The organism is Mycobacterium sp. P2_H7 (genome assembly GCF_056403275.1).
In genome coordinates, this window is record NZ_JBFUFU010000004.1 from 36601 (window position 1) to 49342 (window position 12742).

Sequence of the window (12742 nt, forward strand, 5' to 3'; positions counted from 1 at the left end):
CGGGAGTGAAGAACGACAGAAGGCTCCCGTCAGCGAGAGGCACCGGGCCACCGCAGTCTTCAGTGGTCAATTCTTCTGTCGCAGATCGATGTTCGACTTACGAGCCTTGACGGTGTCCACGATGTCGCGGCGGCATCGGAGCTGATCCTGCCGCTCGTCCGCGGCCTGACGTCGCTGCTGCTCGTCCTCCGCCAGCCGTTGATGCTCGGCTCGTGCGGCCCACTGCCGGCGCCCGCTGGTTGCCTCACGGACCTGGATGGCGTGCGCCAGCTTCGCAAGACGCTCATTGACCTCCGCTCGACGATGCTGTTCGGCTGCCACGCGATCGGCCGGGACCTCGGCAGGGCGACCGTTGAGCATCTCCAGCGCGCGCTTGACGATCTCGTCACCTTCGGTTCGACGAACTGCAGCCGTCGCTGAGTCAGCCGCGACAATTGCGGCGGCCTCCGCCCGTGACACCTTTGTCGCCATGACCGGCTTAACCACCGACGGGGAACCTTTGCGGCCCCTGCGCTGCTGATTCGCCAGCTCCGCGTGTGTCGTCGGATTCGCGCCGAAGTTGACCACCGACACGTCGCCCTTGTGCAGGGACACCTCGACGATGGTGCGCAGGCCCGTTGGATCACCCTCGGTTTCGGTCCATGTCTGCTTGATCACTCGGAACGCGAACGACATCTCGTCCATGTCCTTGCGCTTCATCTTGCCTTCCAGACGTTGCACGTCCGGGTCCTCGCGATCAAGCATCGCCTCTACCAGCAGGCCGTGATCGTCGACCGACAGGTGCAGAGTGCCAGACTTGGTACGTGCCAGGGGCATTCCCTCGTGGTTGATCAGCAAGTGGAGGTCAGGTTTCCCCCTCAGAGTCTTGTCGAACGCAGTCCGCGCAATCTGCTCGATCCAGCCGCCCTTGGCGGGGCCACCGTGCATCTCGTAGGGCTCGAACGTCGATGCATATCCGCTTAGCTTCAGCGCTGAGCCCTGCTCACGGAGTTCCCAGTTGGCGGCCCAGACTCCACGATGTTCGGGGGCGTCCGTGATGGTGGTGGGCCTGGCCCGGCGCACTGGACCGCTGATCAGCCGCTCTGCCAGAAACGCCGCTGAGTTGCGGTTTCGCTCTGCATTCGCGTGCGCATCCTTGGCGATAAGCGCCTCAGCCTCAGCACGATTCACTCCGACGCCCTTTCATCGTGTCCGCAGTAGATTGCTTCCCAGAACGTCCGACTGTGATCGTCCGGTGCCGCGAGCTGCTGTAATACCGCCTCGATGCGCACCGCCGTATCCGGGTCAGACGAGCGAAGCGCCTCCAACGCGTTGACAGCTTCCGCTGGATCGGTCTCGAGCTTGCGAAGCAGCGTGTCCAGCGCCTGTAGCAACTGCTCTGGCGGCACAGCAGCACTCACGCCGCTCCCGTTCCCATCACGGCCTGCACGTCGGCCCGTGGAATGAGCCAGCGACCCCGGGACTGGTGTGCAACAGCGGCGAACATGCCGCCTCGGCGGCAACGCTTGGCTACAGCCCCGACGCTGATGCCCAACACTCTCGCGGCCTCCTCGGTATCGATCAGTTCGTCCTCGTCCTCATCGTGAGCCATCACCTCCGCGAGCAGTCGCGTCGTCGCGTCATCGCGACCATCTGCGCGACGTACATCCAGCCACGCCTGCAAGTCCTTCCTCCGCAGGCCAACCAGTGGAGTGATGGGGCGCCCCAGCTCCCGCGCGCATCGCTCGGCCACCTCGAACACCGCAGCATGGAACGCCACCTCGTTCTCCTCCAGAATCAGCCCGTCACGCACCAGTCGACCCGCCCTCCGTGACCACGTCGAGTTCGCCTGGCGCTGTTATGAATAGCCGGTGCCAGCCACCCCGGGGGCACGGCTGGGCTAGCAGTTCCCGCGGCTTGTTGGCCTCGTGGCGCCTGTCGAAGTGCCACACGTGGGTGTACGCGCAGCCGCAGTCCGGGCCCAGATCCTCACGTGTGACTACCGGCCAGCCCGTGCTGTAGTGCCGCCCGTCCGGGAGCGCCTCTACCGCGGGTGCCAGCGCGTTCTCGATCGGGTGCGCCAGCACCGATATCAACAGTCGCCGAGTGGTCGCATCTGTGACGCGCAGCTCGACCAGGTCGATGGCGTTCTTCTGCGCGGCCATCGTCACCGCGGCGACGAACTTGAACCAATCATCCTGCGGCCGTGCACTTATCTCGTCGCTCATGGGGCGGTCCTCTCGTTGGGGTTGATTCGGCCGGCCACGACTCCGGCCGGACGTTGATGGGCCGGAAGCTGGTCAAGCCATCGGCGGCACTCGATGAACTCTGCGCAGCCTGCGCAGACCCGGACTGCCCGGACGAAGCGTTGCTCGACGTGCGTCGGATCCTCTCCGGCTGCAGCCGGGTCAAACAGTTCGTGCTGTCCGCGGCACGACGCGTCGGGCAGGTTGGGTGTCTTTATTGCGGCGAGGAGCCGCGACGCGAGTTCCGTCCGTACGCGGCCAACCAGGGAAGGCGAGACCCCGAGATGTTCGGCTACCACCGCCACCGCCGCGCCGGGGTCAGCTTTCAATGCCGCCTGAACCGCTGCGCGCTTTCCCGCGTTGTCGTCCGCCTTGACCCCGACGAGGCTGAGGCGTTTGCGTTCCCGCCACGCCGCGGTCTTCTCACGGCCTGTGAGCACCATCTACCGGACCTCACGCTCGTACCGGGGTTCGGACGGATCCCGGTAAGTCGCGGTCACCGTGGACGTGACTTCGGGCCGTTCCACCACATCGCTTCCGTTCGTCGCCGAGCGGCGATCCTGGGCCTGTGGGCGAGCCGCCGCAATTCGGTGGACATGCGGCACGCGGTGGAGTCGGCCATGGTGATCTCCGCAGAACTCCCCAGCTGCAGCAGAACACGTGGGACACGCGACAGCCCGTGCGTTCGTCTGCTCGTACGCCGCCGCGATCGGCTGGCCGGCCCGGCTCATCGCTGCCCCCATCGCCGAGCGTTTGTAACCGAATCGAAGTTGCAGTTGCCGCAGAGCAATGGGTCTTCATTGGTCGTGGCTTCGTCGCCTAGCGAATCGGCTTGCCCGCATCGAGTGCAGAGGCCAGGGCGAGTCCGATTCGGACGTCCCTCTGGACTTACCTCCAAAACACGCGCAAGGGCATGGTTTATAGACGTGGTCTTAACGTGGTAGTTCCCCAACGGACGGGGGGGTTGCGGCCGTGGCGCGGGGGAGTTAGAGCCGTCAAACGGGTGGGTTTGATCCCCGTCGCTAACCCCTAGCGCAGGGTTTAGCGCAGTGCTTAGCACCTCGCTAGCCGAAACCCCTTCCACCGGAGATACTTCCGACTGTAACTCCTCCTCCCGATGGGAGGGTTCACGCTCTGCTAACCCCTCCGCCCTGCAGGGTAGTTGTATCTCCGATAACCCCTCCGCGAGGTGGGGTGGTTCTTCCGGCTCGCCCGGCAGCTGGGGCACCTCGTTGATCTCCCAGCGCGTTGAGCAACCCGGGCCGCCCTTGCTGCGCTTGACGCAAGTGATCAGGCCCCGCTGCTCCAGCCGTTTCAACGCGGCCGGGACCGTCTTGAGATTCATATGGCAGGCCTTCGCAAGCTCTTTGGCACTCGGAAAGGCCCTCGTCCCATCCGCATCCGCGTAGGTGAGGAGGGTGATCAGCACTCGATAGTCGACAGGTGAAATGTTCACTCCACGGAGCGTGGTCAGATAGGTGATCTTCCTACTGATCAAGGTGAGCACCACCCGATAATGCGATACTGCACGTTCAATCCTCCTCGGGGCCAATGCATATCGGCAACGCCCCGAGGTGCGGTCGGGCGCCAAAGTGTTCTGTTTCAGGTACTCTGGCCGCTGTTGTTCATACGGTTTGTGCAGCGACCGCTGGTAAGTGCCCGGCGCGGGATGGTGCCGGGCACTTTGCTCTTCGGCGGCAGGACCGTGCCGATTGGCGCGCGTCCGCTCCGGGAGGGCCGGGCTTACCCGCATTCGGCTTTGGCAATCTGCCGGTCGATATAGGCGTCGAGTGACAATTGGTCAACGAACGAGCGGCCGGAGATCTTCACAAACGTGATCTCGCCCTCCCTGCGAAGTAGGTATAGCGTGCCGCGCCCGATGCCGCCAAGATAGGAACGCGCCTGCTCGTGGGTGACCAGGCGACGCTTGGGTGGTTCGGCAGATGTGGTTGCAAGCGTGTGGATTTCAGTGGTCATGTAAGGGACTCCTAGGGCTTCCAATAGTTACTGAATTGGACGACTTAGAACTACCTTGAACAGCGGACGGGGTAAGCTCCCTCCGCGGGTCTGCGGAGACCACTTAACTGACTTCGCAGAGCCCTCGGATGCTGGAATGACCCCAGGTGAAAACCTCAAACTGCAAGTCTTGGGTTTTTCGGTATCGGTCTACAAAGTTGCGTAGTTCGTGACCTCACGAATAACGACAAGACAGGGACGGACATGGCGGGGCGAAGAGGCAACGGCGAAGGCTATATCCGGCAGCGCTCTGATGGGCGCTGGGAGGCATCGCTGGCGTGGACCGACGAGGACGGCGTGCTGCGGCGGCAGAGCTTCTACGGGCGGACAAAGAAGCTGGCTAGCGACAAGATGAAGGTTGCGCGCGATCGGCTTAACGACGGTCAGCCAGTCAAAGACGCCACCATAACCGTGGCGGCGTGGCTCGCGACGTGGCGGGAGACCACGCTGGCGGTGTCGAACAGGAAGCCCACTACAAGAGCCACGACCGCGCTCCTGGCAAAGAAACACATTGAGGCGACACCTATCGGGAAGATCCGCTTAGACAAGCTGCGGCCAACAGACGTCGAGGCGATGATCCGGCGGATGAGGTCTCAGATGAAGCCTGGCAAGGGGGAGGGCTCGGAGCTGATGCGGTCATACTCCGACAGCACCATCCGCTCCGTCTACGGGGTATTGAGGGCAGGGCTTGACGGTGCAGTGCGGGACGGGCTGTTGGCCAAGAACCCCGCGGCCGCGGTGCAGCGGCCGGGAGTGGCACGGCAGGAGGTGACCCACCTAGAGCCTGGCGATGTGGCTGCGATACTCGCGGCAGCGTCCGGTAGCCGTTACCACTTGGCGCTCGTCTTGATCGCGACAACCGGCCTCCGCCGTGGTGAAGCCCTCGCGGTGCGCTGGAGGGACGTGGACCTCGACGCTGAGGTACTGCGAGTCACCGGCACATTGAGCAGAGTGGATAAAGAGCTGATCCGTACGGAACCCAAGACCACCCGGTCGCGGCGAGAGGTACCGCTAGATTCCGCTGTGGTGTCGGCGCTTCGGCGGCATCGCATAACGCAGAAGGCCGAGCGGCTCCGTGCCGGCGATCAATGGCAGGAGTCAGGGCTGGTGTTCACGACAGAGCTGGGCAAGCCAGTGGATCCGCGGAATCTCCTGCGAGTGATGGAGGTGGCGGCGAAGTCGGCCGGCCACGCGGGCGGGGTTGGGGTTCACACCCTGCGGCACGCCGCCGCGTACGCGTGGCTTGAACAAGGCATCCACCTGAAGGCCGTCTCTGACATGCTCGGGCATTCATCGATTGCCATCACGGGAGACGTATACGGCCACAGTTCCCAGGACACCGCCCGGGCCGCGGTGACGGGGTTGGCCGGTCAGCTGGGACTTCAATGACCGCAGTTCTGACCTCAGCCCGCGCTGAATTCGGATTCGTACGAGGGTGTCCAAAGTTGTCCGAGGTCGTCCATAATCCGTTGTTACACAAACGAATTAGGACGGATTCGGACAGCATCGGTATGCGATCCTTATAGCTGGGGGTCAAGTGGTCGCAGGTTCAAATCCTGTCAGCCCGACAAAAAGACCAGCCTTGAGCTGGTCTTTTTGTTTCCGGAAGATCGCTTGAGCGCTCGACGAACCCGGATTCATCACGGAGAGTCACTAGCGGGGAAAATTCCGCGCCGAGACCTACGAGGAACCCGCGACTACGGGGTCGCGTAGGTTCTTGGACAATCAGATCCAAGAATCTACGCAGCACTCGACGAAAGCCACCATGTCCCAGGATCAGAACACAGACGTTCCCCCGAATCACCTATCCATCGATCCGCGCAGCCCCTTCTATAGCGAAGAGGCGCTCCTGCGCGGCGTGGGCATTCGCTTCAACGGCGTCGAGAAGACCAATGTGCACGAATACGACGTGGCCGAGGGTTGGGTGAAGGTGGAGGTCCCTACCGCCAAGGATCGCCGCGGAAATCCGATGGTCGTCAAGCTCAGCGGCACAGTTGAACCCTTTTTCCGCTCAGCGGAATAGCGGAGGGATACCCGGACGGTTCTGGTGAGTCGTTCACGGTGCGATGGTGCGGCGCCCGGAGCGCTGGGCGAACGCGTCGAGAGCGACAAGGATGTCCGGTGCGCGCCACGCGCGGTTGCGGGTGCGGTCGGTGAACTCGACGATGACGCCCGCCTCGACGAGGGGGTCGACGTACCGGCGGGCGTTGCCGGTGGTGATTCCGAGTTCGCGCTGGAGCGTCAGGGCATTGAACACCGGTTGTCGGACAAGCAAATCTGCGACGCGATGAACGGACGAGTCTCGCCGTGCGGTGATCTGTTCGTTCCAACGTTCGCGGATCGCCCGAAGGTCGCCGATGAGGTGCCGGCCGTTGACGACCGCGAGAATGGCTGCTGATGAAAGCTGTTCGACGATGGGCGCGGGGTCGCCGCCCCGGTAAGCACCTAGTGCCTGGAAGTACGCGTCGGTGTTGGAGAGCAGGCCGGCCGAGACCGGAACGGTGACCTGGCGAGTGAGTCGCTTGTTGCGCAGCATCGCCTGCACCAGCGCTCGCCCGGTGCGACCATTGCCATCTGTGAACGGGTGGATCGTCTCGAACTGTGCATGAGCGATCGCGATCTGGGGCAGCGTTGGCACATCGGTACGCCGGGTGAACTGAAGCAGATCTGTGATGGCGGGCTGAACCCGGTCATGTTGCGGCGCAATGTAATCAGCGCCCCGGGGGCCGAAGGCGCCTCCACCGATCCAAACCTGCTCGGTACGCCATCGGCCAGCCATGGCTGGGTGGCTGCCGCGCATCAGTGCCGCGTGCATTGCGAGGATCGCATCCCCGTCGATCTGGTCGGCGAGGGCCACGGCGGCCTTCATGGCCTCGGTGTTGCTCACGATGAGGGCGGCGTTGCGGCGGCCTGTCGCGCCGAGGGCCTCGGCCTCGGCGATGGCGCGCGCGGATGCTGTGAGATTTTCGATGTTGGAGCTGGCCGCAGACTCCGATCGCAGCAGCACTGAGGCAAACGGGGCAATCTCATGCCCGAGTTCGGCGTCGAAGCGTGCAACTTCTCGGCTGGCTTCGTCGGCGTTGGCAAGCACGTGGGCAGGTAAGGCCATGTGGAGGTTGGCGATTGCCGCCGGCACCGCGGCGTCGTATTCGCCGGCTTGGCGTTGCGCCGCGCGGAGATCGGCCAGGCCGTAGCCCGCTTCCGTGGGCGTCGGCCAGGTCAACTTTTCATGGCCAATGCCTGTGCCAACAAGTGATGCCACCTCTGCACGATAGCATCACTTATGGAGCAAGTGATGCTATCGGAAGAGGTGAGACATCAGATGGCGTATGCGCTGATCGACGATCGCGGCGAGCTTCGTGTCCCATGCGGCGATGCCGACATTGGACCACGTCGGGATCAACCAGATCAGTGATGCGCCGCAGGTCCCCGCCCCGCACGGCCATCCAAGGTGTTGCATGATGCACTTTGGGGGTAGTTCCCCAGGCGGATCACATGGTGCTCGAAGAAGAGACGAGAGGAACTGATGAGGAAGATGGCTAACCGCCCCATGACTGTCGGCGGCCTGGCGATTGTCGCGCTGATCGCTGCGGGCTGCGGCAATGACGGGGGCGCCGACGCGTCGCTGTCGCCTCAAGTCGGGTTGATCGCCACCTCCGAAGCCCCGGCGCAGCCCGCCCAGGTGCAGCTCGTTGGCGACCGCGACGTCGAGGTGACGCTGACCGGCCCGATCGCCGCCAAATACCTGTCGGCGACCCAGAATCAGAAGGACTTTCTCGGCAAGCCGCTCACCGGCGACCGCAACGCGGGGGCCCGTGAGAGCGGGGCGGTGTTCCAGCAGTTCGAGGGCGGCGTGATCATCGCCGCGAACGCCGAGGCCGCAACGCCCGGATACATCACCTGGGGCAAGATCCGCGAGGCCTGGAATGTCCAACGCGATGCGGCCGGAATGCCGGAGATCACCGGCGAGAACGGTTCGGTGGGTCCGCTGGGCGTTCCCACCAGTGACGAGACCGCCGACGGCGACCTGCTCGTCACGACGTTTCAGCACGGCAAGATCGCGTACAACTCGAAGACCGGCCAGGTCGAAGTGACCGTCAATGACAAGGTCGTGCCGGCCGGCCTGTAGGCGGGGTTCAATTCCGCCGTTTGAGACGTGTCAGGCCGGGGGATCCAACCGGATGCATCAACAGCTGGAACGAGAAACAAAGTGGATGGTCGATGACGGATTCGTCCTTCCGCCCCTGACCGATGTGGTTCCGGGCGCGCACGTCGCCATCGATGCCGTCGACCTGGAAAGCGTGTACTACGACACCGCCGACCACGACCTGCAGGCTTTCGGCATCGTGGTCCGCAACCGCACCGGAGAGGATGACACCGGTTGGCGGGTGAAGGTGCCGGCAGACGACGGACGCCTCGAATTACACTGGCCCCCAGAAGATTCCATGCCGGCAGAACTGGTGCGCGTGCTGGCGGGGGTGTCGCTGGGTAAGCCGCTGCACAGTGTCACGACGATCCGCACTCATCGCCGCCGGCACCGCGTGGACAGTGCGGGTGCCCTGCGTTTCGAGCTGGCCGACGACGGCGTGCGTGCCTCCAACGGTGCAGCGCTCTTGGCATGGCGGGAAGTTGAAGTCGAGTTGGCGCCGGGAACCGCGACTGTGCCGAAGCGACTGCGTAAGCGGCTGAAGTCGTCCGGGGCGCGTCCCTCGGACTACCCGTCGAAACTTGCGCACGCGATCGGCGGGACACCCAGGAAAGTGTCGAAAGCACCGTCGACTGTGCTGTCCTACATCGACGAGCAGATCGACCAGATCATTCGCGGTGACCTCGAATTGCGGCGCGGCCTCGATCCGATCCACGACACCCGCGTCGCGATCCGCCGCATTCGCAGCGTTCTGCGCGTCTTCGACAGGCGCCTCACCGTCGACGTCGCGACGTTCGACGGCGAGTTGAAATGGTTCGCCGGCGTCCTCGGTGAGGTCCGCGACGCCCAGGTGCAGCAGGAGCGATTCGCGGCTGCGCTGGACCGCATCGCCCCGGAGTTGGTCCTGGGCCCGGTGCGATCACGCATCAGCAGCGACCTGATGGCTATCGAGTTGCCCGCGCGCAAGCTTGTCGACGACGCCATGATCAGCGAGCGCTACGTCGAGATCCTGAACACGTTGCGGCAGTGGCGGATCGATCCACCCGTGGTCAAGAACGTCTCCGTCGGCGACTTGCGCGACGACGCCCGGCGCGCCAGCCGCAAGGCTCGCCGACGTTTGGCGGGTGCGCTCGACCACGACGACGCCGAGCTGCTGCATGGTGCGCGTAAGGCGGCGAAGCGGGCCCGCTACGCCGCCGAACTCGTCGAGCCGATCGACGGGCAGGCGGCACGTAGACGCAAGGGGCACAAAGAAGTCCAGTCGGTGCTCGGCGACCATCAGGACACGGTGGTGGCCAAGGAGGTCTTGCGACGATTGGGCGCGACGGCAGGCACCACGCCGGCAGAGAACGGCTTCACGTTCGGAATCCTGTACGGCCGGGAGGACGCCATCGCGGCGCAGTGCCGAGCGCAGGCGCGCAGTTTGCTGAACTGATACGCCGAACTCGATGAGTCTCGCGGCGAGCACGCACGCGCGAGCGGAGCGCATTCTTCCGGGATTCGGAGAACAACATGTTGGGGCTGGGCCAGTCGATCTGAGAGTGCCCGCTCAGGACGATGACCCGAGTCCGGCTACCAGGTTGATGGTGCTGGCCAGAATGATCGCGCCGAGCAGGAACGACAGCAGCGCATGGCGCAGGGCGGTGCCGCGGATGGCGCGAGTTTGCAGGTCTGTGTCGGACACCTGATAGGTCATGCCGAGGGTGAATGCAAGGTAGGCGAAGTCGGCGTAGGACGGTGGATCGTCCTGGTTGAACGACACCCCACCGGACGGCGGCGTGTAGTACAGAAGCGCGTAGCGCAGCGTGAAGACGGTGTGCACCACCAGCCAGGCGGCCGCCACGCTCGCCACCCCGACACCGGCAGCGATCTCGGTGTCGGCGCCGTGGGTCGCGCCGGCCATCAGGAGGTAGGCGACGCCGCCGAGGCTCGCGATGCTGGCGAGCAGAAGAGTCAGGTCTGACAAGGGACGTGTCGGGTCTTCCCGGGTCGCATGCGACGCGGTGTCCGTCGCGTCCATCGCGCCGATCACCGCCCACGTCCACACCAGATACACCGCGGCAGTGCTGATCCAGCCCGCAACGAGCGCATACCGGACGTCGACGCATCCGACGGCGAACCCGACACCGACCCCGATCAGGACGGCAGTCACCATCCGTACCGCTGCAGGTCCGCTGCGTCCTAACGACCCGAGTATCCCCATCGGGTCAGTGGACCACCGCGTGTCCTCATCAAGGCCGTGACGCGCCGACGCCGGGAAGGTCAGGGCTGTTGCGGAAGGCGCACCACTTGGACGAAAAACTCGTCGATGCGGCGTACCGCGGTGGTGAAACGGTCGAAGTCGACCGGCTTGGTGATGTAGGCGTTGGCGTGCAGCTTGTAACTGTGCCGGATGTCTTCCTGCGCATCCGAAGTCGTCAGCACGACGACCGGAATGGAGCCCAGGTCGGGGTCGGCCTTGATGATCTCGAGGATCTGGCGGCCGTTGTATTTGGGCAGGTTCAAATCGAGCAGGATGAGATCGGGCCGGGTCACACCCTCATAGGCACCGCGCCGGTACAGGTAGTCCAACCCCTCCTGGCCGTCGCGGACCACGCTCAGAGTGTTGGCCAGTTTGTTGGTCTCGAATGCTTCCCGAGTGATGAGCTCGTCCCCGGGATCGTCCTCGATGAGCAGGACGTCGATGGGTCTACCGGTAGGTGTCATCCGCGATGCTCCATACGTCAGGTCGGGCTGCGTCGGGGCGGGCTGGCCCATACGCAGGAGGCAGATGCCTGCGCCGCTCTTTTGACGGAGACTGTGTCACCGTAGCCCACGCCGTGCTCCTGCGTGACGACGACCGGCCGACACGACGGTTCAGGTGATCCACCGATTCAGCTCAGGAGGAGGTGAAGTCCTGTGCCGCAACACTATTCGCCATGCCCGGCATCGTCGGCGGCGCCGATGAATGGTGTCTCGTCAGGCCCTCGTGGCAGGACGGTCGACCTTCACCGCTACTTACCCCGGTTGGCAAAGAATATCCGGAGATCCTTGCAAACTCACGTACCGGTTTCGGGGAGGCGTGTCATCTGATCGCAGGTACCGAAGTGCATGACGATGCGAAACTCGATATCGGCTAGGACGTGGCAAAACAACGGGATCGAAAGCCGAATTTCGGTCACCGTCGGCCGAGGCCGCAGACGCCCATCGCCAAAGTGGTGGCAAACTCCGATGTTTACCTCGGGGCGTAATGGGCAAACTCTGTACGCACGACACGCGTCACACCCCATGAAGGGACGGCGATGACCAACGCGACAGAGATCCGGACCGCCCAGCGATCATGCGATCGACTACGTTTCCGCCGTGACGGCGCTCAGTTGTGCGTCGAACACGCCCCACCGGTCATGTGGTTTGCGAGCCACGTCCTTGCCGGCGCCCGTACGAATCCCGACATCGGACTCAGCTTCGACGGCGAGATGGTCACCCTGCGGGCAGACAACGGGCGGTGGATGTGGAGACTGACAGGCCGGACGAAGACCCTGCCCTGCGTCCCCACCGCGATACCCGTGGTCATGGTCGAGGGGATATGGCCGGACTGAGGGGTTCGTGCCGCCGGGCCCGCGCACCGCGGGTGATCCGAGCGATGAAGCGGTGCCGTAGCGATGCGAACGGGGACGGTATCCGCCACCCCGACTTCGACCGCGGCGGATCCAACAACGGGCCGGCCGTACTGAGCGTGCTGTCCACGACATCGCCCACGCGCGAGGGGCGCCCCCGTCGGTGCAAGAAGTGCGACGCGATGGCTGCCGCCGCCAATGCCAAGGGCACGAGGGGATTTGCCCATGCCCACGCGCGGGCCGCCTCGGCGGCAGCGCGAAATCCCCGCTTGGATACCCGCTCGACGAAGCTGTCGTCAACCGAAGTGTCGTCCTGAGTGAGCATGCTGGCGCCTCCTGATGTGATGCTGATTCATTACCCCGTTCAGGGGGTGGGTAACCGATTGCCGACCGGGCAACCCGGGGCGGTGCCGTCAGGATGTCGCGGCACCCCCCGGGTGCACGTTGGTCAGGAGTTCCCGGTCAGCTTGTCCTTGACGGCCTCCACGCCGTCTTTGACCTTGTCCGCGGCGCCGGCGATCGTGTCCTTGACCGCCGCCACGGCCTGGTCGACCTGTCCTTCGGCCCGCAGGTCCGAATTGCCGGTGGCCGAACCGACTGCTTCCTTCGCTTGGCCTTTGAGATCCTCGGCCTTGTTCTTGGCGCTGTCTGCGATTCCCATTTTCGTGTTCCCTTCGTCGTGCGGCAAGCCATCGAAAAGGCTTACCGCTCCGGTTATTTGGAGCCCGCTGCCGATTCATCTACCGGGCGGGACGGTT

The 12742-nt window shown here is 64.3% G+C and carries 17 protein-coding genes; 5 read left to right on the forward strand and 12 right to left on the reverse strand.

Features of this window, described 5'->3' with window-relative positions; all coding sequences use genetic code 11:
• Window positions 1-66: 66 nt before the first annotated feature.
• Genes AC1DY7_RS04490 through AC1DY7_RS04525 form a run of 8 tightly spaced genes read right to left on the reverse strand, consistent with a single transcriptional unit; the run spans window position 67 to window position 4202 of the window.
• Window positions 67-1170 (reverse strand): HK97 family phage prohead protease, encoded by a 1104-nt coding sequence (locus AC1DY7_RS04490; protein ID WP_477492460.1) that lies wholly within the window; start codon window positions 1168-1170, stop codon window positions 67-69.
• Window positions 1167-1400 (reverse strand): hypothetical protein, encoded by a 234-nt coding sequence (locus AC1DY7_RS04495; protein WP_477492461.1) that lies wholly within the window; start codon window positions 1398-1400, stop codon window positions 1167-1169. Before AC1DY7_RS04495 ends, AC1DY7_RS04490 begins: the two co-directional genes overlap by 4 nt.
• Window positions 1397-1792 carry a helix-turn-helix domain-containing protein gene (locus AC1DY7_RS04500; RefSeq protein ID WP_477492462.1) on the reverse strand — a complete coding sequence of 132 codons (396 nt, stop codon included), beginning with the start codon at window positions 1790-1792 and terminating at the stop codon, window positions 1397-1399. The genes AC1DY7_RS04495 and AC1DY7_RS04500 overlap by 4 nt, the downstream gene beginning before the upstream one ends.
• Window positions 1785-2207 carry a hypothetical protein gene (locus tag AC1DY7_RS04505; protein WP_477492463.1) on the reverse strand — a complete coding sequence of 141 codons (423 nt, stop codon included), beginning with the start codon at window positions 2205-2207 and terminating at the stop codon, window positions 1785-1787. The genes AC1DY7_RS04500 and AC1DY7_RS04505 overlap by 8 nt, the downstream gene beginning before the upstream one ends.
• Window positions 2204-2668: a hypothetical protein gene (locus AC1DY7_RS04510; protein ID WP_477492464.1), complete on the reverse strand. Its 465-nt coding sequence runs from the start codon at window positions 2666-2668 to the stop codon at window positions 2204-2206. The genes AC1DY7_RS04505 and AC1DY7_RS04510 overlap by 4 nt, the downstream gene beginning before the upstream one ends.
• A complete protein-coding gene (locus AC1DY7_RS04515; protein ID WP_477492465.1) occupies window positions 2669-2968 on the reverse strand; it encodes a zinc finger domain-containing protein in 300 nt (99 codons plus the stop codon).
• Window positions 2953-3978 (reverse strand): helix-turn-helix domain-containing protein, encoded by a 1026-nt coding sequence (locus tag AC1DY7_RS04520; protein ID WP_477492466.1) that lies wholly within the window; start codon window positions 3976-3978, stop codon window positions 2953-2955. The genes AC1DY7_RS04515 and AC1DY7_RS04520 overlap by 16 nt, the downstream gene beginning before the upstream one ends.
• The gene (locus AC1DY7_RS04525) at window positions 3969-4202 is read right to left on the reverse strand and encodes a helix-turn-helix domain-containing protein (protein WP_477492467.1); all 234 of its coding nucleotides are present in this window, start codon (window positions 4200-4202) and stop codon (window positions 3969-3971) included. The genes AC1DY7_RS04520 and AC1DY7_RS04525 overlap by 10 nt, the downstream gene beginning before the upstream one ends.
• A gap of 243 nt (window positions 4203-4445) precedes the next feature.
• On the opposite strand from AC1DY7_RS04525, the gene AC1DY7_RS04530 reads away from it, so the two are divergent.
• Both AC1DY7_RS04530 and AC1DY7_RS04535 read left to right on the forward strand, forming a co-directional pair.
• Window positions 4446-5630, forward strand: a complete 1185-nt coding sequence (locus AC1DY7_RS04530; protein WP_477492468.1) for a site-specific integrase — start codon at window positions 4446-4448, stop codon at window positions 5628-5630.
• Between the two features lie 376 nt (window positions 5631-6006).
• Window positions 6007-6264, forward strand: coding sequence for a DUF3297 family protein (locus AC1DY7_RS04535; RefSeq protein WP_477492469.1), 258 nt, complete (start codon window positions 6007-6009; stop codon window positions 6262-6264).
• A gap of 33 nt (window positions 6265-6297) precedes the next feature.
• Here the strand turns inward: AC1DY7_RS04535 and AC1DY7_RS04540 are convergent, their stop codons facing one another.
• Window positions 6298-7503 carry a Fic family protein gene (locus AC1DY7_RS04540; protein ID WP_477492470.1) on the reverse strand — a complete coding sequence of 402 codons (1206 nt, stop codon included), beginning with the start codon at window positions 7501-7503 and terminating at the stop codon, window positions 6298-6300.
• A gap of 264 nt (window positions 7504-7767) precedes the next feature.
• On the opposite strand from AC1DY7_RS04540, the gene AC1DY7_RS04545 reads away from it, so the two are divergent.
• Together AC1DY7_RS04545 and AC1DY7_RS04550 are read left to right on the forward strand one after the other, a co-directional pair.
• Window positions 7768-8370: an LGFP repeat-containing protein gene (locus AC1DY7_RS04545; protein WP_477492471.1), complete on the forward strand. Its 603-nt coding sequence runs from the start codon at window positions 7768-7770 to the stop codon at window positions 8368-8370.
• 85 nt (window positions 8371-8455) lie between these two features.
• Window positions 8456-9823 carry a CYTH and CHAD domain-containing protein gene (locus tag AC1DY7_RS04550; RefSeq protein ID WP_477492472.1) on the forward strand — a complete coding sequence of 456 codons (1368 nt, stop codon included), beginning with the start codon at window positions 8456-8458 and terminating at the stop codon, window positions 9821-9823.
• 114 nt (window positions 9824-9937) lie between these two features.
• On the opposite strand, the gene AC1DY7_RS04555 is transcribed toward AC1DY7_RS04550, so the two are convergent.
• Together AC1DY7_RS04555 and AC1DY7_RS04560 are read right to left on the reverse strand one after the other, a co-directional pair.
• Window positions 9938-10543, reverse strand: coding sequence for a DUF1345 domain-containing protein (locus AC1DY7_RS04555; protein ID WP_477492473.1), 606 nt, complete (start codon window positions 10541-10543; stop codon window positions 9938-9940).
• 107 nt (window positions 10544-10650) lie between these two features.
• The gene (locus tag AC1DY7_RS04560) at window positions 10651-11094 is read right to left on the reverse strand and encodes a response regulator (RefSeq protein ID WP_477492474.1); all 444 of its coding nucleotides are present in this window, start codon (window positions 11092-11094) and stop codon (window positions 10651-10653) included.
• Window positions 11095-11306: 212 nt separating this feature from the next.
• Here AC1DY7_RS04560 and AC1DY7_RS04565 point away from each other — a divergent pair, with 212 nt between their 5' ends.
• Window positions 11307-11507, forward strand: coding sequence for a hypothetical protein (locus tag AC1DY7_RS04565; protein WP_477492475.1), 201 nt, complete (start codon window positions 11307-11309; stop codon window positions 11505-11507).
• Between the two features lie 925 nt (window positions 11508-12432).
• Here the strand turns inward: AC1DY7_RS04565 and AC1DY7_RS04570 are convergent.
• Complete coding sequence (locus tag AC1DY7_RS04570) at window positions 12433-12645, reverse strand: CsbD family protein (RefSeq protein WP_477492476.1); 213 nt, start codon at window positions 12643-12645, stop codon at window positions 12433-12435.
• Between the last annotated feature and the right edge of the window lie 97 nt (window positions 12646-12742).

What these genes read in the sequence shown, in the direction of transcription:
- AC1DY7_RS04505 (WP_477492463.1), bottom strand. Translation starts at nt 2,207, where the DNA reads ATGAGCGACGAGATAAGTGCACGGCCGCAGGATGATTGGTTCAAGTTC.
- AC1DY7_RS04510 (WP_477492464.1), bottom strand. Translation starts at nt 2,668, where the DNA reads ATGGTGCTCACAGGCCGTGAGAAGACCGCGGCGTGGCGGGAACGCAAA.
- AC1DY7_RS04515 (WP_477492465.1), bottom strand. Translation starts at nt 2,968, where the DNA reads ATGGGGGCAGCGATGAGCCGGGCCGGCCAGCCGATCGCGGCGGCGTAC.
- AC1DY7_RS04520 (WP_477492466.1), bottom strand. Translation starts at nt 3,978, where the DNA reads ATGCGGGTAAGCCCGGCCCTCCCGGAGCGGACGCGCGCCAATCGGCAC.
- AC1DY7_RS04525 (WP_477492467.1), bottom strand. Translation starts at nt 4,202, where the DNA reads ATGACCACTGAAATCCACACGCTTGCAACCACATCTGCCGAACCACCC.
- AC1DY7_RS04530 (WP_477492468.1), top strand. Translation starts at nt 4,446, where the DNA reads ATGGCGGGGCGAAGAGGCAACGGCGAAGGCTATATCCGGCAGCGCTCT.
- AC1DY7_RS04535 (WP_477492469.1), top strand. Translation starts at nt 6,007, where the DNA reads ATGTCCCAGGATCAGAACACAGACGTTCCCCCGAATCACCTATCCATC.
- AC1DY7_RS04545 (WP_477492471.1), top strand. Translation starts at nt 7,768, where the DNA reads ATGAGGAAGATGGCTAACCGCCCCATGACTGTCGGCGGCCTGGCGATT.
- AC1DY7_RS04550 (WP_477492472.1), top strand. Translation starts at nt 8,456, where the DNA reads ATGGTCGATGACGGATTCGTCCTTCCGCCCCTGACCGATGTGGTTCCG.
- AC1DY7_RS04555 (WP_477492473.1), bottom strand. Translation starts at nt 10,543, where the DNA reads ATGGTGACTGCCGTCCTGATCGGGGTCGGTGTCGGGTTCGCCGTCGGA.
- AC1DY7_RS04560 (WP_477492474.1), bottom strand. Translation starts at nt 11,094, where the DNA reads ATGACACCTACCGGTAGACCCATCGACGTCCTGCTCATCGAGGACGAT.
- AC1DY7_RS04565 (WP_477492475.1), top strand. Translation starts at nt 11,307, where the DNA reads ATGCCCGGCATCGTCGGCGGCGCCGATGAATGGTGTCTCGTCAGGCCC.
- AC1DY7_RS04570 (WP_477492476.1), bottom strand. Translation starts at nt 12,645, where the DNA reads ATGGGAATCGCAGACAGCGCCAAGAACAAGGCCGAGGATCTCAAAGGC.